Raw genomic sequence first — 20,859 nt, 5'->3', positions numbered from 1 at the left:
GGTTTTTCTTTCTTCCTAAATAAATATTTCAGAGAGAAACCACACCCAACCGAGAAGGATTAAAAAGGCCCTCAAAAAATCCCAAAAACAAGCACTTCCCTTTCCATCTCTATCATTTTCTGTTCATAAAACCGGACGAGGGCCACTAACAGTGTGGCGGTGGCGGCGGCAAACACAAGCTGCACGAGGAACGGCAAAAACTGCACGCCTGGACGCACGCCGGGAGTCGCCTATGGGGTGGGTCATGGCCGGGGCCGAGGTGTCGTCTGGGGGCCGTTATGGTGCAAGTTTTGTGGGGTGTCTTGAGGTCCGGGAAAAGGCGGCGGTGATGAGGTGCAGAAGTGGTAAAAGTGGGGAATTTTCGCCCCCCTCCTCCACACCCGGAACGTACTACTGACAAGGCAGGCTATGTTTTGCTAAAAGAAAAAGGGGGGTCTCAAAAAATCCACTTTTATCACTCTGAGTAGTCAAGGAGGAAAGCGTCAGATCAGTTGCTATTTTGAGAGTATACCCCAGAATACCAACAAGGCTCACATGTTCCTTACCGCCGAGACCATCAATCAAAGAGATTCACTGTAAACATCTTGGACGACGAGAGATGTCTTTTTCAGGTCAGGAAACTAATGCTTTTCACAGGGCAAAATGACCTTCTGATGTCGCGATAGCATTGAAGTAACTGCTTGTTTCCGGTTAACAGGAACAAGGTCAATTAACAGATAAGATCAATAATACTTAGGCTTCACTTGGAAATATATTACCAAGATACTTAGGATCTAGTGTTTCGTAAGAACGGTACGTTCAAAAATGATGCGGAAAACAAGTTATTGAAGCTTATTTTTACTAAGAAATTCCATTAACTGATTGAGAGTGGATTGCTGATCAGGAGTCATTAGATTAGTATCGAATTTTGCTCCAACTACTGTGTCACAAATGGAGGTACTGCAAAAATCAGTGTTTTTCGCTACCCAGACTTTATTAATTGGAAGGTCTAATAGATGCAATCCTTTGTCATCTGCAATATCAATAACCAATCTTTCAGAAATATCTCTTTCACTAGAGCATCCAAAAGAAACACCACCTGAACCAATATCAAATATACAATATATTCCCTGCCGATTAACGACAAATGTATTCAAAAACTTGTGCCTATAGAAGTGTCTGTGCTCCATAAGAATCTGGAAACATCATGATCAAGAAGAGTTAAGATAAATTATATCAAAAATAAGCAGGGCCATATTGACCCTGCTGTAATATGTCCAGCATTGCAGTATCTATTTTTTCTTTCTAAATCTTGCTCCAGCTAATCCGATAAGGCCTGCGCCAAGGAGTAGCATGGTTGCAGGTTCAGGGACCGGTACTGTGCTTGTATTGTATCCATTAAAATGAGAGATTTCTAATGGTTCGTTGCCCCCATAACCTGCATTCCACAAATCATAAGTGCTCCACGACCCAGTAGATTCGGCAGGATTCACATAATACATAGCATAGTTATTAGCTGCTTTTACAACATAAAAACTCAGTAATTCGACTGGGTTTGCAGTTGCCCAAGTTCCACTTGCCGTTGCACTCGCAGTAACATTTCCTGCTGCATCATATCTTGTTGATGTAATATCATTTGCTTTTGTTAGGCTGAAAACAGTTGGATCAGTAATACCCAAATAATTTTCCACCATGAGTTCAAGGGAACCGTCGGCCAAATCCTGTTCGTCATTAAAATTACCACTTCCAGGCGTACCACCAAAAAACATGAAATCGCCACTATTTTCATAGTAGGCATAGGCAGACCCTGCAACATCTTCGTAACCGTCCCCCTCGATATTTGTCATTGGAATGGACCAAGCTTTAGATGTAATGAACAAGCTTAATATTATTGCCAAAGTAATCAGAGACCTGTTTAACATAATTTTTCCCTCCAAAATTAATTAATATGTGACCTTTTCTGCTAAATATTAACAGAAACACACTATTTCTTTGCAAATATTGATCCTTTATTTTATAAATTTCACAATTAACAACTTCTATTGATTTCTAGTACTTACAGTTGAACGTGGTCAAAAAATCACAATCCAACAAACAATACAGTTCGAATATCCGGAAATACTTTACATGCTTCCGGAAATACTTTACACTATTCCGGAAATACTTTGCACGCTTCCGGAAATTTTTTACACGGTTTTAGAAATTGTAATCAAGACAATTTGTTAGGCTTGCACCTGCCATACAATTTTAATTCTTTTTCTGATTGAAGTTTTTACATTGTTCCTGAGCAGAACGAACCTGGGTTTTTAAAAAAAGATGCCAAAAATGGAGCATGTCGGCGCTTTTCAACTTCAGATAATATTTTCAGAAAAACTAGCCGAAAATGGAGCGTTTTCAATTATTGATTATTCCAGAACATTTCGGATATTGGCCACCGTTACGTGATGTTCAGGATGAGATTTGGTATAGAAATCAACATTATTCACGAATTATCAAAATTTTAGCCATTATGTGCCTCCAATAAAAGTCTTAAGGGGGAAGCATCCCTTAACCCGACGTCTTTAAAGTGACCCCCAAAACCATCATATTATTTCCACTTCCCCTTTCATTCCAATCGATTTCCGGCTTCCCGAACCGGAGGGGGGGCAGGGTGCAAACTCATCTCAGATGTGCCCTATATGCCCGCCTGCCGACCGCCTGTGCGTCCTCGATGGGGGTCATGATCGCCGGGGGCCGAAGTGGCACCCTGGGGGTATTTTGGGGGGAAAATTTTTTCGGGGGTGGCATTTGGCGCGATGTAAATGAAATGCCGGGCGAAGCGCAGGTTCAAAAACAAGCTGTCGAGGGAGGGCAAAAACTGCACGCCTGGACGCACGCCGGGGTCGTCCATGGGGTGGTGATGGCCGGGACCGAGTGGTCGTCTGGGGGGTCGTTATGGTGTCCCTCCCGGGGGAGTCGTATGGTCCGGGAAAAGGGGGCGAAGGTGGTGCATACGCGCAGGTCAATGTCCCGCAAACTATTGCCACGCATGAGTTTGCCACCTTTACCACCTTTACCGGTTTTCGTCCGCACCACCGCCCCGAGTCTGGCCCATCGAGTGCCATATACGTACCCAATGGGCCATATTCTCAGGCTATCCTCCAAACATCAATCACATAAATTTCCTCCAATAATACACAGCCCCGATGCCAATCAATATTAAGGTTACGGGAATGGGATACAGGAAGAACAGTACAGTGACAAATATCACCCCCAGATTTCGTGTTGAAGGGATAATCATGCAGAGCACAGCGGCAGTCACCAGAGCACATGTCACGGAGAACATAATGCTGCCTCATCACGTCTAACCTGCCTGGCAAAAACAGGTGGCGGTACTTGTGGTCTTCATTTTTCCATGAGTTCATCAATGGCGACATAGAAGGCAGAGGAATCACACCAGCAGTAGCTGCGTCTCTTTCCTTTCGTCACCAGACCTTCTTTCAGCAGAACGGCCAGCATGAAGCCCCCGCTGTTGATAAAGTGGACTTCTGAGGCATGGTGCCCAGCACCCGAGTAGAGCAAGCACCGGCTTTAAACAACACATCACCTCCGGCTTATCATGATACGTGCCGTAACGTAAATCGCCAAGACAGCAACAATGTAGATTCCATATCTGGCGAGCACTCCGAAGAAACTTAAGAAAATAATCGTGGTGATTATGGCATTCCTGGTTGACCTATTCATCACCTCCTCCTATTTGAAGTTTTTCTTAAACCACTGGGTTGCCGTAACCGCGCCGACAACAGCCGCGAACACACCCACTTTTGCAAGAATTCCAAAGACGACAATATATATGATTGCAAATAAAATAATGTTGCCGATCGTTTGCAGCCTCATCTGTCACACCTCTTCATATAAGATACCTCTATTATCGCAAGTCATGGCCAAGCTGACTTTGCACAACTACAGACACTGTGGCGAAAGGGAATAGGTCACGGCGAACATGATACTTCCTCCTCGCGCCTATCCTTCCCCGCGAAAACAGGTGGCGATGCTTGATGCTTTCCCATGAGTGCATGAATGGCGGCATAGAATACAGAGGAATCACCAAGGCAATAGCTGCGTCTCTTTCCCTTGGCATAGTTCACCAGACCTTCCTTCAGCAGAACCGCCAGCAAGAACCCGCCGCTGTTTATAGAATGTCCTTTATAGAGTGTATGCAAGGCACTGGTCCTGGACGTGAAGGTGCACTCTTCAGTGGCCAACAGGGCTTCCATTTGTTGCAACGAGATCCACTCTTTAGATAACACTCCCGACTTGGTATTTTCGGCCAGACAGAAATAGACCTCCTTCTCTTTATGAGCGATATGGTACGTCAGGGTTGATTTACCCGACAGCGACGGACATGAACCAGTCTTTAGAACATGCATTATTTTCTCCTTTTATATAAAATACCCCTGTTTCCGGTTACAGTTCATCACCCAATGCCAGGCCGATTTCCTTGGCAACATTCTCGGTGGCGGTTTTGATACGTTCCGGGGAAATATGGGCATACCGTTGTGTCGTCTTATAGTTGGCATGACCTAACTGGCTCTGCACCACATACAAATCCGTTCCGGCGGCGATACTCAAGGTTGCAAAAGTATGCCTGAGCGTATGAATGCAGACATCCTCTAACGCTGCTTTTGTCTTCACCGTATCAAAGAGTTTCTTCGGATTGATGATGTGACGACCGGGTCTTCCGCCGGGAAAGATGTAGGGATTGTTTTCGGCTCTGAGCTGTTCCAGATCTGCCAATACAGTCAATGCCATTGAATTGAGCTGAACATATCGGGACTTCTTGCTTTTGGCGTTTTCCATACGGATATGAACGGCACCGTCCGCCCCGAAGTCGTCCCATTTCAGCCGTTTTGTTTCCCCAAGCCTCAAGCCGGTAAACAGCAAAAACTTCAGCAGCAGCGCCGATACACTTCCCTGGTATGCATCCAGGACAAAGAGAAACCTCTTGATTTCCGCATGGTCAAGATAGCGTAATCTCCCCGAACTCTCGGGAAACTTTGGTATTCTGGAACAGGGATTCTCTCCCTCGATCACCGACCACAGGAGAGCCGTCGAGAATATCTTTGACCACAGACTTCGATGCCGATTGCTGCAGCTACCCGATGTCCTCGTCTTGATCTTCTCAAGATACAACTGGATGTCCTTACCGGTGATCTCGTTCAGCCTCCTTTCGCCGAACGCCGGTAGAATGTCCGCCTTCAGTTTGTTGTCGTCATCTTTCCACGATCTTTTATGGAAACTGGCCCATTCGATATATGTCTTGGCGAAGGCTCTCAGGGTGGGAATCTCCCTGGAAATGTCCCGTTCGTTGAGAGGATCGACATTCCTGTTCACCATCCCTCGATACTTGCTGGCGATATCCCGAACCTCCTGTAAAGACAGACAATCGAAATCGGCAATCTTGATAACCCTCTTCTTCTTGTTGAGACAATACCGGAAGTGAAAGCTTTTCCTGCCGTTCTTGGAGACAAACAGTTTGAGACCAAGGGTGGTGTCGGAATACTCCTGATCCGTTGATTTCGATTCTCGATCATTTGGCGGCAATGCCTCGATCTTCTTTCTGGTGAAATGAAACTTTCGCGTACTATGCATAGATGCCTCCTCTTCCAGGGCAAGGAAAGCAGCAGCACGGAAGTGAAGTCCCTTGCTCTCCTGCCCTGGTTCGTTTGATTTGGTTGAAAACACCACTTTTGAAATTGACGTTCCTGTCATGCTCCTGTCTTTTGGCGGTGGAAAAACTGCATCAAGGAGTTGGTACATCTTTCTTGGGACGGCCTTTCTTCTTTGGTGTATCAGCTGGCTCTACCAATTTCGGCGATTGCTTCTTTGCTTCACGTTCCTTTCGAGCGGCGGCCACGAGATCAGGCAAGTCAATGTCCTCTGTCTTCAGATGATTGAGTTGATCCTTTATAGAATCGAAAGATAGGAAGGCGAGTTTGGCCGGTTGGTCAGGATCTGCAGCGATAACCTTCACTGCTTTGAGGATAGCCGCCAGGTAGCCATGATTGTTTGCCGATCTGCTGATAAAGGCTTTTTTGAAGATGACGGCAGGGAAGCTTTCTTCAGCATCTTCCAACAGGCTTTCCACGGTCTTCAGCGGTATCCATTCGAAACTGCAGGTCCCGCCCTGGGAGTTGGCAGCGATTCTAATGAAGAATTCATCATCGTTGACACCGAATTCATAGGACAGAATGCCTTGTCCCCTGGGGGTGAGTTTGGGACATTCTCCACGATCAATGATTCTGACTGTTGGGGTTTCATTCAATTTTTTCGTGCTCATGGGATTACTCCTGTGTTGATTGGATAAAAAAAAAGGCCCGTATCCTTATGGACACAGACCGCTTGACTGCTGTTGATTTCGATTTATTTCAGGTCTTGATTTTATCGATCTGGGAGGCCGGTTTAATGCGCCAGTACAGTTCACAGTCTATTTCGACATAACCTATCTTGATCCCTTTTAAATCGCTAAAGCTGATGTAGCCCCACTCTGCATTCTGATCATCACCGTTAAAGATGGCATATCCCCAGAATGTATCTTGACCGTCATATTCGGCTATGTACCAGTCAGAACCACCGATGAAGAAGTGTAGGTATATCAGTTTGTCCTTCAGTTCAATGTCTTCTGTCGCATACAATTGAGGTATTTGCTGCAGACGTTTCTTCGATGGAATGTTCCACATGTTCAGGTCTCCTTATAGGTTACGAGGCAGTTTGAAAGATTGATTGCCCATGGTTCCAACTGAGCATCTACTGAAAATCCATAATTGATCCAGGCCCCACCGGCCATGCATCGAGGGTGATGGATCTTGTCGAACTCGATAAACAGCTCACAGATATAGAACCACAATTCTCTGCCACAGACGGGGTGACCATGGAGCTGTTCGATGTCGTTCCATTCCGGTAGTATCATTTTGTACAGATCGATGATGACCTCGTCTTGATGGGTATGTTCCTCGAATATTTTCTCGATGCAGCGTCTCAATGGTTCCGGTTGGCTGATTAATTCCCGAGTAAGATGCATAGGTATGCTCCTGTAAGATGATCTTTTAGCTACTGTGATTAATGGCCTTCAACCTGTCTTGCAGTGGTGGTATCGAAGCGACAAACCCAGAGGACAAGAACACTGCACAGCCATATTCCTCGCCTAAGATTGCCACAACATTCCAATATCCGGTGGTGTCATCGAAAAATGATGGTGTTTCCCATAGATCGAAAGTTGCCAGATCGATGGACATTGCTTCCCTGTAGTCGTTCTCCTCGATGTGCGGAACCGTGCAGATAGACGACACCTCATTGATGTCGCGGTCTTCGAGTACGAATACATAGCCGATGATCTCCGGTTCCCACTCTTCTGCCATCCAGGGACAGGATTCCAAAATGAACATTCCAAGGTCACCCGGTAAACTGAGTACCTCGCCGATACTGCCGATTACTTTCATTGTTCTCCTCCTTTTAAATGAAAAAAGGCCCCACGCTTGATAGCATGAGGCCTGGATATGGTTCGGTTATGGTGTGTTTTATCTCAGTCTGATTTCCTGGAATATCTTCTCAAGCGCCGGTATTGATTGCACGTATCCAGCTGAGAGAAAGAAGGTACCCTCGTAGTCCTCGTCGAATACGGCTACGACATGCCAATAGCCCAAAGTCTCATTGAAATAGGCCGGTGGTTTCCATAGGTCACGTGTTGCCATTTTTAGAGATATTCTATCTCGGCAGTGGTTGCCATCTGCATCCAGGTGGGGTTGAGTCAGGATCCAGTTATGATATTGATCACTATCCTGGAGGATATATACAATGCCCGTCTCATGAGGATTCCAATCATATGTCAACCATGGACATACATCCAATATGAATTTGATCAGACTTGTATCCAGGTACTTAAGTTCGTCAAAACTGCGGATTACTTTCATTGCTGTTTCTCCTTTTTAAATGAAAAAAAAAGGCCCCACGCCGTTAAGCATGGAGCCCGATAATGTTCGTTTTGGTTGGTTACTGTTATTCTTGAGAGAACTACACTGCTGAGGACGTATACTCTTTTAAGTGGTTCTTGCCATGGCTCCTTTATTTAGATAGAAACTATTTGTAATCATAACTACTTACTGGTACTATCTGTTGACATTTAAAATAGTAACGTTTATCTGTGTCACCTTGTGTGATGCATCTCTATTGGATTCTTATACAATAGTCGAAGGCAGGCTATAGTGAAAATATATTGACTAAAAATAATCGTTGATGTCCCCGGTTGATTCCGACTAATGAGGAGGTTAAGAAAAGATGGAAATGATTGCATGCGCTCAATGTGGTAAGAAGAACCAACCAGATAATAACAATTGTTCAGCATGTGGTGCTGCGTTGATACCAAGGAGCTTTTGGGACATCAATGGTGATGATCGTGTAGATTTTAAAGATGTTAAAGCAGTAGTGAAAAACCTGGTTGATGTTGTTAGCGATACGTTCAGTGGCGTTAAGAGTGTTTTTCGGACACAAGCTGAAAAAGATCTGGCATCAGTAGAAGATCTGACGGATAGTTTTAAAGACTTTCCACCCGACAATATGTCAGAGTCACAGAGAAAGTTAGAACAGTTTGCAAGTGCTTTGAGAAGTACAATTGAACTGAAGATAGCCGAGAGAATAGAGGGGAAACCTAAAGGGGAATGCTATCTAGGGTATGCTGATGCACAAATCCTGACAGCTTCAGTGCACAATATTTTTATGAATGCGTTGTCATTTACGCCGCGTCAGGTTTCTGCTGCTTGTGCAATGAGTAAAGCTATCCTAGCACCAACAAAACAGGAGAAACGAAATCTGATTAAAGCCGCCATCGGTTTTTCGGGAGGCACTGCTGGAATAGGCATGGTAATTAGCTCCGTTGGAGTAGCACTAGGTTGGGGTGCAAGCGCTATTGCCAGTATTACTGCTGTATTTGTAGGTAGCTCGATTACTGGTCCGATTATGTGGGGTGTGGGAGGTCTTAGTCTGCTCGCTATTGCGGGATATTTTGCGAGAACCAGTAACAAGGAGGTGGATTCTGAACGTTTTACCAAAGTTCTAAAAATGTCTACCCAAAAGGCTGTCGAAGCAATTTGGGGTGAGTATGGTGAAAAATTGTCAGAATCGGTAAATTAGATTCGTTTTCCCCAGAATACCAATTAACTTCTCTTCCAAGAGTAACTTAATAAAGAAACATTGCAATCGGTTTAGGAGAATTTCTATTGGAGGCAGCATCAATTATTGTGCCAGCACAGATGGTCTATATGAATATTCCAGCAAAAGAGCTGCGGGGGTTCGTAGATGGTCTCTTTCCTTCATTGGCAGTAAATCCACTAGCTGATTCAGCTAGGGGCTTTGGGCATCGATATGTAGCGGGCCATGACATCTTTTTGGATGTTCCTAAAACTTTCGCATCTCATGGCTCTGGTGAAGGCTTGCGCCATGCTGGCCACATTATGCTAACAGATTTTCCGACCAAAGCGGGCATACCTATTCCATTTCTGTCTCATTCTGGCCTGGGCCAGGTTTTAGAACAAGCTGGCATTCATAGAGGATGGCTTCAGGTTAATCTTCTTGACTCAGGTATTGGGATCTTCGCAATCGCAGAAGGTTCTGCGGATCTCGCCAAAGCCTTTCATGGGACTCTGATTATGAACTGGGGCACCTTTTTCGATACTTTTGTTGAAGGTGGAATTGAAGTTGGGTTTTCATTAGCCACAAAAAACCCGCTACTCCTTTTCGCTGGTGTTGAAAATATATTAGCGGGTGTTGTTGCAGCATATAATAGGTTGTCTGTCTACGTCGATCCACTGAATTTTTTCGGATCGGCTGGTGTCTCTGCTTTAATCGGCTTCTGCTTGGCCTATGGATTAGCTGGTGAAGATTTGAGTGACGCTGGTGTTGACGCGATTCGTAGTGGGACTGTAGGAGCGTTATTTAGTTTGTCTCCAGCTTTTGGCTTTGGTGCATTGGCCGGATTCTCTGCATTTCGTCTTGGGTGTCATTTGGCCGAAATACACAATGATTCATTGAAAGGGTGTTTCTCCATTGATAGACAGTCTTATAATTTATTGGTAGAAGAGATCTGTAAAGGTAACCCTAATGTTAAGGGGGTAATGGAACATGCACTTCCCCGCCTGGTCTTGAGAGAACAGATTGCAAACTTGCATGTGCAGAGCAATATTCTGCCCGAGAGTTGCAAAATTCTTCCAGGGTTTTTTTCGCTATTGAAGGACAAACCATGTGTTCTGCGGACGGAGGTCTCACCTCTCAGGGTAGATGCTAGAGTATTACCTGATGATCTGAAGGTTTTGAATGAATGGTATCAAACTGCATTAGCAGAATAGCTGGTGGTATCAAGTCAAAAGTCCATATAGCTATGCATCTGACCCATCCACATCACTTCCTTTTGAACGGAATGGCAGAATCATCAAGTAGGCAATGGGAAACTTCTAAAATCCCCATACCGACAGCCCCAACGACCAGACCTCAACCGGAAACGCAAAAAGGACCCACAGCAAAATAGCCATAGGTCCTTAATTTTATCGACGCGCCAACCTGAACATTTACAAACGTGCCACTGATTTTCAGTCCGTTGCTCTACCGACTGAGCTATCCCGGCACCTCATATGGAGAGGGTTATTTACCCGACTTCTCCTGCAGTGTCAATAGGTTGTGCTCATTATTCTCAGACTTTACCTAACTACATAAAATATCAGTTCATCATGCAGATATTATTTACATCGGCACGGTCACCAGTTGACACTATGACGTTTTAGATCTCATCACCGGTATTGTTTCAGCTTTCCGGAACGACCAGAGAGTGACCAGAGAGTTTACGGTCTTCTCATTTTCAGGATAGCATTCCTTATGGTAAAAAGTGGTACGTCCTTACGCCGGAAAATCTTTTCCGCAACACCTCCTCTTAACTGCTTCTGACCTACAAGAATTGAGAATAACGTGTACCTGCTTACCTTGGCTGCAAAAGGTGAAGACAGCAGTAGTTATGGTCTCAACGAACGGCTAATTTTCATGATCTTACCCTGCCAACCTCAATGCACGATTGGAAAGTATTATCAACGCTGATGATGGTCAAAAATGTAGCAATTGTCTCGGTTGATTTTCTGTGAACGATCTTCTTTTTGTTGTCTGCAATCCTGATGACGACGGATTGAAACAAGGAGTTTTTTCGACTCCTATCATTTTGTCCAATGTTTGGGTGTTTTTATAATGGGTAAATCATTGACATTCCGACACTGAAGCTAAAATCATTAGACAAAATAATTCCTTTTGTCTAGTGTTCGACGAGCAGGAATATTGAGTGAGTCACGGAAAGGCCGCTTACGATGGTATCCTGTAGGTATCCAAAGCATAAAGAGTTGGTAAAGAATGCTTCTGTATAAAGATAAACAAAAAGGTAGTGACCTACCAAGCTGCTTTAGTTCCTTCCGTTATTCCATTTTTGGTATCCTGCTTATTTCTGCATCTTTCTGGTACTACAAAATCCCACGCTGGAATAGTTGGCAGACCTTTGAGAGCCTTCGTTGCAGTGTATCCGTATCTGTAGCCAATTGTACTGCAATCTAATCCTGCTGTTGACGCGCTATCTGCTTCTTTTTCTGGCGTTGTTTTATTTTTATCACCGGAAGACGAAGAACTGCTTTGGGACAAAGTAAATATATATCCTTGATTATCGTAACAAGCTAAATCTCCTTTTTTATCGATAATAAAATATTCACCGAAATCGTTAGACTTTGTAGTTCTGTATTTGTTGTCCTTGGATTTTGTGAGTGGTATCCCAGTATTTCCTCCGCTGCCATCGGTACATCTTGTAACCATATAGGTCTTAGAATTGACTTCTTCAAAACTTAGAGTGCATGGGTGCGCTATTTCAAACCAAGAGCCTATAACCTTTCTTTTTTCTTTTGGGGGAAGATTTTCTTCACCAATAATTTCACTTATTGTCGCGGAAGTTGCGATATTAAAAAAAGTAAAAAGAAAAGCGAAACAGAAAAAAATAACCTTAGAAGCGTTCATTATTATCTCCGTAATAGAAAATAGTGTATGACTAGTGCAACACTATTGTAGCGTTTCTGAGTGCGCGCCGCTACAGCTAATTAACGGCGGCGGGGGGAAAAATCGTCGTACTGGTCAGAGTCTTTCTTTCGACTTTCGCCAGGCTTGGGAACAGGGTCAACGAGCTTTCGATAGCCCTTCTCTATCTCCCATTTCTCGCGATCCAGCCTTGACCATTTGTTGATCTGCCGGGGGGCGTAGGTCAAAGTCTCGTCTGAATGCATCAAGTCAGCAAGGAAGCGACACTCTTTGTCGTGCTCGGCTTGCCGCTCTTTCTCACTCTTTACTGGCTCCGGCTTAAATGACACTGAGCCCACTTTATTTGCAACTGGGCGCGCAATCGTGTCGCCGGGACCACTTTATTTGACACTGAAAAGTGTAAAGGTTGGAGCAGAAGACATCCGAGATTTAACAATCTCGGGTGTCTAAAGCCGTTGATATTTATGTACCCATCTTCGCCCATTAGACAAAATGAATTGTTTTGTCTAATGGGCGATGGTCGATGCTGAACCAAAAAGATTACGAGATTGTTCCAGAGAATCGTTACTGGTCACTTCGATATAAGTGTCAGGCATCGTGGTTGATACTAACTGATGATCGTGTACGAATTAGCGCATTACTCAACCTTTTTCCGACCTTGCTCACATCAAAAATAAATCCAAAAAATCTGGAAAGCAGTGTGTCACAGCCAAGGCATCTTCTCTAGGTTTTGTTCAATCTCTATTTCAACAGGGGAAGATCTCCCTTGGTTTACCCCCGTTAGAAAGCAGGACCTAATAGATTATGCTTCTCCCTGAGAAGATCAAAGGAAATACTACGCAAAAAGGGAATTTTCCTTAAGGACGAACTGCCCGAACAGAACCTTCATTAGTTTCTACCCAACGAAGCTCTGGTCCACCTCAGAGCTGATATTCGTCCCAAAACCCCGGCTTCCGCTTAGTATTATCACTGACCCAGTGACCTTTCTTGATTTTTATTGGGCAATCTCCCTTTTTCATCAGAAGTAACTCTGATAACGTGTAACACTCATCACGAGTAGGTAAACGCCAATCATCAAATCCCCCAAGTTGCAGTTCGTTCGCATAATCATCGGCTTCCTGCCAACTAGAGATCTTCTTGCTATTTTTTATTTGCCACATCAACCCAGCCGGGAGCTGGTGACACACACCATTGCTCATATCCTTCAAATAAAATTTATGCTGGGTAATACCCTCAGCCTCTGTTGCCACAGGTTTGGCACAGGAGCTGAGGGTGGAAATAGTAATAATTGTGGCTAGTAAAGGGAAAAAATAAGCCCACATAATTTTGCCTCCTTTATACAGTCTCTCACTATTTTTTCTGTGCGTAAAAAAAAATAGCCGGGCTGCCTTGGGGAAAGGTAGCCCGGCTATCTATTGGGGCCCATAATTTCCGTCCCTGCCTTGATAATGAGTCATTTTAAAAATCGAAAAGAAATATAAGTTTAAAGTGCATTTTTATTCGTGAAATTTGGGGGTACTCTAATAAAAAATGAAAGCAGGCAGAGGATGAATTTCCTCTGCCTGCTTTGCATACTATCCTCAATTTTAAGGAATGATGCAGATATCATCGTTCCCCTCAATAGGACTCCCATCATAGAGTACTCCGGTTAGCGTTGCCAACACTCGTCCATTGCCCGTCCAACTATCATCATCTTCGAACTGAACAATGAGGTCGAGATACTCATCTTCATTTACAAAGTCAGTATGAACTAAATATCTAACGCTTTTTCCAACCATTTTGATTGCCAGCCCCTGCAAAGAAAGGCTGTTAACATCAATATCATCCACATTAAAATCGGAAGCCCCAAAGATTGCTGCTGGAATTACACCATGCTCATTTTTATTAAAGCAGTTAGTGACACTACCAGGCTTTATATCAATATCTACTTGAGTCACAACAATTGGGGTCATTGTCCCAGTGAAGCTTCCATCAGAAAGGAAGGTCAATGCTGTCGGAAATGCAGTTGCGTTATTTGGATCTAGACCGGACGATGCTTCTATTCCCATAACACGAAAACGTTCCGCACCCTCTCCGAATAAATATTTTTCGCCAGCCATTATGTTTTCTTTGAAAACATAATTTTCACCATCAAACATGTACAAACTGAATTTATTGTCACCGATCTCAGGTAGCTGAACCGATGCAAAATGAGGATCACCATCACCGACTTGATAGTCATAACCAACTGCCACAACAGGGTCAATGAAGACTGTTTTACCACCTTCAACCGCTACATCGAAAGTGTAAATTACACCGCCATTAGGACTACCGAATGGGTCGACAGATGGAAGATATATAGGTGCGTCGTCAGGGACCGGAAGGGTTTCGGTTGAAAAATCAAAAAATGAACGTGATCGTCTTTCAAGCCTTGTGAACAGAGGATTACTTGATGAAAGATCCCTATATCCATCTAATTGGATTGCGACCGAATATAGATGATTAGGTTGAAGGATGTTGTCTGGCACCTGAAACATGGTGTCGGTGCGAGCAAGGTTCTTTATATATATATTCCTCGCACTTTGATTAATGAAATCCTGAAGATCGAATATCCATATAGATACTCCATCGTGCGGGGAACCGATAGGAGCAGTCCAGTTGAAAGTAGGTGTCGTTCCACTGCCAGTAAGCGACATGCTTGTCACAAAAGGCATCCTTTCGACACCGGCTATATCTGGGCTAAACGTTACGGCGGTATCGCTTCCGTTTGTGATATGGAAATCCCAGTTGTTTACAAGGAGGGGGTTGTAGGTAAGGGAACTAACAAAGTGATTTGGGTCGAGATATACCGGATAAAAAATAAGAGAACGTTCCACACCACCCTGCGAGGCGATTACTGTGGAGGGGGGGGAAGTACCATCGCTATCAGCAAAGCCATCACCATCGAGATCACCGTTCGGGGTTAAATTTACCGCAAATGTATGCCTGTCCCCTATCCCGAAACCAACAGAATTTGGGGAGCGTGAATCAAGTAAATGAGTCGTCCTTTCAATAGTAATTTCATTCGCAGCAACTTTTTGGGTAATAAAAAAAAAGGAAAACACCAGAAAAATAATCGAGAAAAATATAGGCTTCTTATAAAAAATTCTTTCCATTTTGTGCCTCCTTCCATGTGTTTTGTATATACAATTTCCTTGTCGATACCTGATGCCCTATAGAAAATGACCAGAAAAAGATAACCGATCTACCTATTTAAAAAGGCAGCTCGGCTATCTTTTTTTAAGACCCGTAGCTTTCCGTCCCTGGCTCACGGCAGGTTTGGCTTTATCTATTATTATCAGCACGAATACTAAACATATTTATAATGTTGTGTCTACAGGTAATGTGCCTATTTTATCGTTATTATTAACATGCGACAGAGTCGTGCGTCAGGTCAGGATGTGCTGTCTTCTTAAGATGTTAATGATACATTTGATAGCACGGTAAATTTATTCTAACCCTCAAGCCAAGGAAGAACGGTGGGTATTGCCAGACATTCTCAGATAATCGAAAACCATGCGCGGAGAAAAAATGAATTGCCGATAATGAAATTTGAGAAATTTGATTATCCGCGAGTAAAACGATTCGTCTAAATCAAATAATTGGGGTTTCTAATATCACATGTTACGTTATTTGTACCTCACTCCGAGAGGGAACGAGCAACAAGTTCTTTTACTCAAACGGTCGACCAAAATAAGTGAGCGCCCACATTGCCAGCAGAAAAATATAAATACTTACCCGACTAGCAGTTTTTGAGGTTCGACACTTTTGCCGAATGGGTACATCAGGTGGTCCAACAGTGGTACCCACGCCATCATTGGACCATTTTTTTTGGACTCTAATTTCCCGAGAGTCTTTCAAGGCGAGGTCTGAAAGTGTTGGTAAACCCATTGATTGTTTCGGCAAGGTATTCATCAACTCTTTTGTCATTTACCGGCGGCCAGTCACCTGTAACCTGCATACAACGGATGATCATTCGTCTTTCCTCATCCCATTTGACTGGGAATGGAAGATCAGCTTCGATGCTGTTCTTTTCTTCGAGCAGAGATTGATAGAGTTCTCTGCCAAGAGGGTCATTTTTCAAGCGAACAAAACAACCAACTTCTTTTAACTGCTTATAAAAAAATGTTGTTATCCAGGCTGTAGCTCCTGAAGGTGGTAAAGAAAAAGTGAGATTTCCTGTGGCTGTAACATTGGCCATGGGTTGTTCTGGATCATCTAATGTCAGGGTACTCAAAAACCTTGTCCAGTATTCCTTATATTTTTGTCGCCATTCTTCTTTCTCGCTGCTGGTCTGACTGGTTACCGTGGTTATTTCATGCGGTAGTGAATATTCAATATCTCTATTGAGTTGCTGGGTTTTTAACAATGTCCTCGGTTGAATTACAAACATGTCTTCTAGAGTATGTTTGTAAACAGCAACCTCGATCATGGCCAATACAAAGCGCATGTGCCCAACGTCTTGAAGAAATTGAACAATACCTTGAGCATCTTGCCGAATGCCATCACCCGCAATGATGAGCATGAAATCACCATGCCTGAGAGATTGTGTCACTCCATCAACAAATACGGCTTCTTCTATCTCTCCAAACCGTTTGGAAACTATCTGGAATGGACTGTTACCCTTGATGCCAGTACGTCTGCTTACTTCACGTTGGATATCTGCGTAGCTCCAAGCTTTCAATTCCTTCGCATAATCGAGAACTTGCGCAATGACTTTTCGCCTGGCCTCTGGATTGCGCCATAGCTTAGTCTCGATAATCACCAATCGACCCTGCGGCGTGATATAAACAACATCAATTGGACCGGCTCCGGTATTCATCTCCATACAAAGCGGACACACCTGCTGATATGCAGGATCAATTTCTAATAATGGAAGTGACTGCGGATTCTCAAAAAGCCGATTCTGTAACCAATTTTCACTAAAACCACTGCCAAAAGGCACTCGTTCCAGCAATTCAGTTTCACCTTTATCGTTAACAATGAAAGGAGTGGCATACATCGGATAAATTTCCTGTAAAAATGCTAAGATAATTATTTAGAATGATTGTATTTATTGTGATTATTGGTTTATTCTAACATAGATAAACCAAATAGCTTCATAAATACAGGAAATTATGCATACACCTACCCCACGCAGCAAAATCTGTTTGTATGATAACTGTCGTTTTTAGCTAGGTGCGCGATGCCCTTCCTCCGGGCGGTTATAGCTCACAAAAGCAGCAAGGGAGGAAATGCAATTGCATTGACTTATAGAGTGACAAGCAAAGCCTGCTTGGTGGGCGGGCTGTAGTGTAAATACCTTAGAAATATTGTAAATAATATGTATACGACATATTATTATATTAAATTACATTTAATGAGACATAAAAATAATATTTATTATTTTAAATAATCATCTATTGGCGAAATATTGCTTACCGGCCCTGGCCAAACTCTACTACAGATAGATATGTTGACTCTTAAAGCTCGAATGATTCATGCAGACAGATAAGACGCTTTCCTTGCAATAATAACTCATAGCCCTGTTTTTTTTTACTCGGAAGTTTAAGTGTTGACGCACCAACTTTTTCCATGAAGTGCATGTAATCTTGATAGTTTTTAACAGCGATGCTTTCCTTATAAAGGGCTGTCTTGAACACTACGACCAATAGCACTGATATATCAGCACCTTCCGCTATTGTACCAGCCGTAGCGTAAAGAAGCTGATATCGGATATCAAACATGGATGGATCTGGTTCATGAAAGTGCAAAGCTAACAGCTTTTCTATCCGATCAGGTGCGTTCGTTGAAGTTCCAATTATCTGTTTTGCTTTCGACGCAAGGTAACTATCCTTCACTAAGGCACCAAAAGTCTCATCAACCTTTGCTTCAACACCAACAAATACTGTCTCGCCTTGATCGGTTGATACAAATATAGCAATGTCATGCATACGGCCACGACCGAACTTATCAAAGCGAACCTCATACTCAGGAATTACACGTTCAATCACAATATTTTTGCAAATCGCTTCTTCAACCCATTTTTGTATGACTTTGCCACCATTTCGATTGATGATAAACTCGGCAGCTGAATAAGCACTTCGCCCATCTTTCCACTGATGTGATGTCTGTGGAGTATTATAGAGCTTCGCCCAGTCTACTAGACTTTTTATTTCGTACCCTCGCGAATCCTGAACCCTCATTGTCACCATAATTTAATTTTGATAGGAGAGATATAGAGTGTCTTTTTGCCCTTATTCTCAGGTTTTCACAAATTTGGTTGCAATTAACCTAAACTGGAATCAGCAACGTTGCCAGTCAGTGTGTTGTAACTCAAATCTTGGCATCGCTCCCAACTTTTTTTCATAATAAAATTGTAACCTTTCTCTCATCTGCACGTCTATAAAGAAGTTGCATTAAACAAAGGTGGAATGTTTTTGTCAGACAATGGGTCTGGCTAAGCACTCGACCACACAAAAAAAAGGAATGATTACATGCACTCAAACAAAGGCTTAATAAAATCGTTGGTAACATTATGTGCTATTCTCATGCTTTCATCAACGGCAATGGCTGGAAACGGACATGGGCCAGGTGACGGTACTGGTACCAGTGATGGTATAGATAATAATGGACCGGGCGACTGCAGCACAACTCAAACCCTAACGATTGACAACCATCAATTATTTGCAGGTAATGGTAAAGGCGAAGGGAACAAAGGTAGTGGTGAGAATGGCGGAGATGGATCGGGCGACGGCACTGGTACGGGTGACTGTGTAAATTCTTGATCGAATCCCTATAAATCTTGATCTTTAAGCAGTCCTCCACCTGATTAAACAGGTAAGGTGGGGGACGCAACAATTTGAGACGAATCTTCCTCAATATACAATTTGGAAATAATGCTAAATTCGTCTGTTTTTCCTTTGTAAAGTTATAGAAAATAACTCACAGAATCTCTGTGATTGATGATCTGGAAGCACCTTCTTTGAGAATTTCTACAAGTGTCACGCTTTTCATTGACCGGGAGTAGTCTTTTCGCATATAGTGTAAAAATAAATACAAGATAAAGCCAAACCTGCTGCAAGACAGGGACGGAAAGCTACGGGTCTTTATAGACAGCCGAGTTGCCTTTAAAAAGGTGGCTCGGTTTTTTTTTGGTTAACGATTCCGAATATAAAGATATCACAAAAGATTTTTTTAGTGAAACTATGTGTCAGTTACTCCAACCTTGAAGTTCTGTTTGAAGACTGCAAACGAAGTGGAGGTTCCAAATGGATAAGATCTGTCTATTTTAAATAGACCAACACCTCATCTGATATAAATTAACAATGCATTTTGTATTATGGAGGATCGATGTGAAAACAAAAAACTGTATCAGTATCATATTGTTTTTAACCGTTTTCGCCAGTTCTGTTCAAGCAACCCAATATGTTGTTTTTGCATGGAATGATCTTGGAATGCATTGCTACAACCGAGATTTTAGAGATTTAGCTGTCCTTCCGCCCTATAATAATCTTATGGCACAAGTTATCAAGGTTGGCAATCCTCCAACAATCATAACCGGTGGTATTACTGTTACGTACAGTTTTCCAGACAACACTTACTCGGTTGGAAAATCTAATTTCTGGAATTATGCACAACAGCTTTTCGGTGTTAACTTGCCTCCCAATATTGGCCTTACAGGAAAAGGACTCTCTGGAGTTATGGATAGGAAAGGAGACCATTTTATAGCAGAAGGAATTCCACTTACCGAGTTTCAGGATAGTGCTCCTTCTTTACCTTATCCCTACCAATTAGCAAATATTGTTGTACGTGACACAGCTACCAATTCAATACTTGCGCGCCAGACAACAGTGGCTCCAGTATCAACAGAAATGCGCTGTGACAATTGCCATTATGATGGTGGCGTTGATGATATCTCTACAGGTAGAGTGGAAACAAATATCCTTACTCTGCATGATAAAGAAAACAGTGAGGAGTATCCACCCGGTCACACTGGTTTGCTCATGCAGCGTAGACCTGTCCTCTGTGCAGAATGTCATGGGTCGAATGCATTGAATGCTGCTGGAGTGACAGGAGTTCCTAATCTTTCAAGAGCAATGCACAGAAAACATGCGGATGAGGTGGATGAAAGTACCGATGGTTGTTATCTCTGTCATCCCGGACCGCAAACCAAATGTCTACGGGATGTGATGAGTACAAAAGCGGGTATGGGTTGTGTTTCTTGCCATGGAAATATGGATAAGGTAGCACAAAACCCAGCTCCATGGCTGAATGAACCCCGGTGTGATTCTTCAGCCTGCCATGGCTCTAAATATGCACAAAACCAAGTCTTATATAGAATGTCAACAGGCCACGGAGGTCTCTATTGCTCAGCTTGTCACGACAGTCCTCATGCTATTGCCCCAAGTCGTGAACAAAATGATGCAATCAAATTTATATCTCTTCAAGGTCGCCCTGGAACACTTTCAAAGTGTACAGTATGCCATTTATCACCCCCTGATGCACCAGGACCGCATGGCTCCTTTGGTTCAGAATCCTCTCTTTCTCCTGGTATTTTTCTTCTTCTACTGAAAAATAATCCGTAATTTTTTCGAATAATGAACAGTTGTTCCCAAAATGAGATCAAGAGATGGTTCCTGTGCACCTTCAGATTGAAGATAATTCCAGACAATCTCGGAGATCGCCGGACTATGGACTTACCGGAAGTGATACAATGGAATTGGCAATTTCTGGACCTTGGGATGTTGGCACTGACGGTCAGACCGGCCTGGAGGAAGTCATTCATATCCTGGGGTG

General features: G+C 43.2%; 21 protein-coding genes and 2 riboswitches. Of the genes, 5 read left to right on the top strand and 16 right to left on the bottom strand.

The window, feature by feature from the left end:
* Nucleotides 1-821: 821 nt before the first annotated feature.
* Nucleotides 822-1,136, bottom strand: coding sequence for a hypothetical protein (locus ACYQ8U_RS21260; protein ID WP_459947577.1), 315 nt, complete (start codon nucleotides 1,134-1,136; stop codon nucleotides 822-824).
* Between the two features lie 135 nt (nucleotides 1,137-1,271).
* Entirely contained in the window at nucleotides 1,272-1,826 is a 555-nt protein-coding gene (locus tag ACYQ8U_RS21255) for a PEP-CTERM sorting domain-containing protein (protein WP_459947576.1), read from the bottom strand.
* An 803-nt stretch (nucleotides 1,827-2,629) separates the two neighbouring features.
* On the opposite strand from ACYQ8U_RS21255, the gene ACYQ8U_RS21250 reads away from it, so the two are divergent.
* On the top strand, nucleotides 2,630-3,181 hold the full coding sequence (locus ACYQ8U_RS21250) for a hypothetical protein (protein WP_459947575.1): 552 nt from the start codon (nucleotides 2,630-2,632) through the stop codon (nucleotides 3,179-3,181).
* A 530-nt stretch (nucleotides 3,182-3,711) separates the two neighbouring features.
* On the opposite strand, the gene ACYQ8U_RS21245 is transcribed toward ACYQ8U_RS21250, so the two are convergent.
* The 8 genes from ACYQ8U_RS21245 to ACYQ8U_RS21210 all read right to left on the bottom strand — a co-directional run bounded on the left by ACYQ8U_RS21245 (nucleotide 3,712) and on the right by ACYQ8U_RS21210 (nucleotide 7,928).
* Nucleotides 3,712-3,855, bottom strand: coding sequence for a hypothetical protein (locus ACYQ8U_RS21245; RefSeq protein WP_459947574.1), 144 nt, complete (start codon nucleotides 3,853-3,855; stop codon nucleotides 3,712-3,714).
* Nucleotides 3,856-3,950: 95 nt separating this feature from the next.
* Complete coding sequence (locus ACYQ8U_RS21240; protein WP_459947573.1) at nucleotides 3,951-4,388, bottom strand: hypothetical protein; 438 nt, start codon at nucleotides 4,386-4,388, stop codon at nucleotides 3,951-3,953.
* 37 nt (nucleotides 4,389-4,425) lie between these two features.
* Nucleotides 4,426-5,610: a tyrosine-type recombinase/integrase gene (locus tag ACYQ8U_RS21235; RefSeq protein ID WP_459947572.1), complete on the bottom strand. Its 1,185-nt coding sequence runs from the start codon at nucleotides 5,608-5,610 to the stop codon at nucleotides 4,426-4,428.
* 151 nt (nucleotides 5,611-5,761) lie between these two features.
* Nucleotides 5,762-6,298 carry a hypothetical protein gene (locus tag ACYQ8U_RS21230; RefSeq protein WP_459947571.1) on the bottom strand — a complete coding sequence of 179 codons (537 nt, stop codon included), beginning with the start codon at nucleotides 6,296-6,298 and terminating at the stop codon, nucleotides 5,762-5,764.
* 88 nt (nucleotides 6,299-6,386) lie between these two features.
* The gene (locus ACYQ8U_RS21225; protein WP_459947570.1) at nucleotides 6,387-6,698 is read right to left on the bottom strand and encodes a DUF2958 domain-containing protein; all 312 of its coding nucleotides are present in this window, start codon (nucleotides 6,696-6,698) and stop codon (nucleotides 6,387-6,389) included.
* 2 nt (nucleotides 6,699-6,700) lie between these two features.
* The gene (locus ACYQ8U_RS21220; protein WP_459947569.1) at nucleotides 6,701-7,039 is read right to left on the bottom strand and encodes a hypothetical protein; all 339 of its coding nucleotides are present in this window, start codon (nucleotides 7,037-7,039) and stop codon (nucleotides 6,701-6,703) included.
* Nucleotides 7,040-7,064: 25 nt separating this feature from the next.
* Nucleotides 7,065-7,457: a hypothetical protein gene (locus tag ACYQ8U_RS21215; protein WP_459947568.1), complete on the bottom strand. Its 393-nt coding sequence runs from the start codon at nucleotides 7,455-7,457 to the stop codon at nucleotides 7,065-7,067.
* Nucleotides 7,458-7,535: 78 nt separating this feature from the next.
* The gene (locus tag ACYQ8U_RS21210) at nucleotides 7,536-7,928 is read right to left on the bottom strand and encodes a hypothetical protein (RefSeq protein ID WP_459947567.1); all 393 of its coding nucleotides are present in this window, start codon (nucleotides 7,926-7,928) and stop codon (nucleotides 7,536-7,538) included.
* A 364-nt stretch (nucleotides 7,929-8,292) separates the two neighbouring features.
* Here ACYQ8U_RS21210 and ACYQ8U_RS21205 point away from each other — a divergent pair, with 364 nt between their 5' ends.
* Both ACYQ8U_RS21205 and ACYQ8U_RS21200 read left to right on the top strand, forming a co-directional pair.
* On the top strand, nucleotides 8,293-9,144 hold the full coding sequence (locus ACYQ8U_RS21205; protein WP_459947566.1) for a hypothetical protein: 852 nt from the start codon (nucleotides 8,293-8,295) through the stop codon (nucleotides 9,142-9,144).
* Between the two features lie 86 nt (nucleotides 9,145-9,230).
* Nucleotides 9,231-10,355, top strand: coding sequence for a hypothetical protein (locus ACYQ8U_RS21200; RefSeq protein ID WP_459947565.1), 1,125 nt, complete (start codon nucleotides 9,231-9,233; stop codon nucleotides 10,353-10,355).
* A 1,078-nt stretch (nucleotides 10,356-11,433) separates the two neighbouring features.
* Here ACYQ8U_RS21200 and ACYQ8U_RS21195 read toward each other — a convergent pair.
* The 6 genes from ACYQ8U_RS21195 to ACYQ8U_RS21170 all read right to left on the bottom strand — a co-directional run bounded on the left by ACYQ8U_RS21195 (nucleotide 11,434) and on the right by ACYQ8U_RS21170 (nucleotide 18,266).
* Nucleotides 11,434-12,045, bottom strand: a complete 612-nt coding sequence (locus ACYQ8U_RS21195) for a hypothetical protein (protein ID WP_459947564.1) — start codon at nucleotides 12,043-12,045, stop codon at nucleotides 11,434-11,436.
* Between the two features lie 80 nt (nucleotides 12,046-12,125).
* Entirely contained in the window at nucleotides 12,126-12,308 is a 183-nt protein-coding gene (locus ACYQ8U_RS21190; protein ID WP_459947563.1) for a hypothetical protein, read from the bottom strand.
* 675 nt (nucleotides 12,309-12,983) lie between these two features.
* Complete coding sequence (locus ACYQ8U_RS21185; protein ID WP_459947562.1) at nucleotides 12,984-13,385, bottom strand: Lcl domain-containing protein; 402 nt, start codon at nucleotides 13,383-13,385, stop codon at nucleotides 12,984-12,986.
* Between the two features lie 264 nt (nucleotides 13,386-13,649).
* Complete coding sequence (locus ACYQ8U_RS21180) at nucleotides 13,650-15,197, bottom strand: hypothetical protein (RefSeq protein ID WP_459947561.1); 1,548 nt, start codon at nucleotides 15,195-15,197, stop codon at nucleotides 13,650-13,652.
* A 101-nt stretch (nucleotides 15,198-15,298) separates the two neighbouring features.
* Nucleotides 15,299-15,375: riboswitch (cyclic di-GMP riboswitch) on the bottom strand.
* Between the two features lie 544 nt (nucleotides 15,376-15,919).
* Nucleotides 15,920-17,083 (bottom strand): PDDEXK family nuclease, encoded by a 1,164-nt coding sequence (locus tag ACYQ8U_RS21175; protein WP_459947560.1) that lies wholly within the window; start codon nucleotides 17,081-17,083, stop codon nucleotides 15,920-15,922.
* A 460-nt stretch (nucleotides 17,084-17,543) separates the two neighbouring features.
* Nucleotides 17,544-18,266: a DUF6946 family protein gene (locus ACYQ8U_RS21170; RefSeq protein WP_459947559.1), complete on the bottom strand. Its 723-nt coding sequence runs from the start codon at nucleotides 18,264-18,266 to the stop codon at nucleotides 17,544-17,546.
* Between the two features lie 291 nt (nucleotides 18,267-18,557).
* Here ACYQ8U_RS21170 and ACYQ8U_RS21165 point away from each other — a divergent pair, with 291 nt between their 5' ends.
* Both ACYQ8U_RS21165 and ACYQ8U_RS21160 read left to right on the top strand, forming a co-directional pair.
* Nucleotides 18,558-18,848, top strand: a complete 291-nt coding sequence (locus ACYQ8U_RS21165; protein ID WP_459947558.1) for a hypothetical protein — start codon at nucleotides 18,558-18,560, stop codon at nucleotides 18,846-18,848.
* 270 nt (nucleotides 18,849-19,118) lie between these two features.
* Nucleotides 19,119-19,192, top strand: a riboswitch (cyclic di-GMP riboswitch).
* 223 nt (nucleotides 19,193-19,415) lie between these two features.
* Nucleotides 19,416-20,648: a cytochrome c3 family protein gene (locus tag ACYQ8U_RS21160; protein ID WP_459947557.1), complete on the top strand. Its 1,233-nt coding sequence runs from the start codon at nucleotides 19,416-19,418 to the stop codon at nucleotides 20,646-20,648.
* Nucleotides 20,649-20,859 lie beyond the last annotated feature (211 nt).

It is taken from the genome of Desulfocastanea catecholica (genome assembly GCF_054657295.1).
The sequence above is the reverse complement of the archived record's forward strand: the minus strand, read 5'-3'. Positions and strand labels throughout refer to the sequence as shown.

Coding starts and splice junctions, on each gene's coding strand:
- ACYQ8U_RS21220 (WP_459947569.1), bottom strand. CDS start 7,039: ATGCATCTTACTCGGGAATTAATCAGCCAACCGGAACCATTGAGACGC.
- ACYQ8U_RS21195 (WP_459947564.1), bottom strand. CDS start 12,045: ATGAACGCTTCTAAGGTTATTTTTTTCTGTTTCGCTTTTCTTTTTACT.
- ACYQ8U_RS21165 (WP_459947558.1), top strand. CDS start 18,558: ATGCACTCAAACAAAGGCTTAATAAAATCGTTGGTAACATTATGTGCT.
- ACYQ8U_RS21210 (WP_459947567.1), bottom strand. CDS start 7,928: ATGAAAGTAATCCGCAGTTTTGACGAACTTAAGTACCTGGATACAAGT.
- ACYQ8U_RS21255 (WP_459947576.1), bottom strand. CDS start 1,826: ATGACAAATATCGAGGGGGACGGTTACGAAGATGTTGCAGGGTCTGCC.
- ACYQ8U_RS21170 (WP_459947559.1), bottom strand. CDS start 18,266: ATGAGGGTTCAGGATTCGCGAGGGTACGAAATAAAAAGTCTAGTAGAC.
- ACYQ8U_RS21215 (WP_459947568.1), bottom strand. CDS start 7,457: ATGAAAGTAATCGGCAGTATCGGCGAGGTACTCAGTTTACCGGGTGAC.
- ACYQ8U_RS21245 (WP_459947574.1), bottom strand. CDS start 3,855: ATGAGGCTGCAAACGATCGGCAACATTATTTTATTTGCAATCATATAT.
- ACYQ8U_RS21205 (WP_459947566.1), top strand. CDS start 8,293: ATGGAAATGATTGCATGCGCTCAATGTGGTAAGAAGAACCAACCAGAT.
- ACYQ8U_RS21235 (WP_459947572.1), bottom strand. CDS start 5,610: ATGCATAGTACGCGAAAGTTTCATTTCACCAGAAAGAAGATCGAGGCA.
- ACYQ8U_RS21190 (WP_459947563.1), bottom strand. CDS start 12,308: ATGCATTCAGACGAGACTTTGACCTACGCCCCCCGGCAGATCAACAAA.
- ACYQ8U_RS21225 (WP_459947570.1), bottom strand. CDS start 6,698: ATGTGGAACATTCCATCGAAGAAACGTCTGCAGCAAATACCTCAATTG.
- ACYQ8U_RS21185 (WP_459947562.1), bottom strand. CDS start 13,385: ATGTGGGCTTATTTTTTCCCTTTACTAGCCACAATTATTACTATTTCC.
- ACYQ8U_RS21240 (WP_459947573.1), bottom strand. CDS start 4,388: ATGCATGTTCTAAAGACTGGTTCATGTCCGTCGCTGTCGGGTAAATCA.
- ACYQ8U_RS21230 (WP_459947571.1), bottom strand. CDS start 6,298: ATGAGCACGAAAAAATTGAATGAAACCCCAACAGTCAGAATCATTGAT.
- ACYQ8U_RS21180 (WP_459947561.1), bottom strand. CDS start 15,197: ATGGAAAGAATTTTTTATAAGAAGCCTATATTTTTCTCGATTATTTTT.
- ACYQ8U_RS21175 (WP_459947560.1), bottom strand. CDS start 17,083: ATGTATGCCACTCCTTTCATTGTTAACGATAAAGGTGAAACTGAATTG.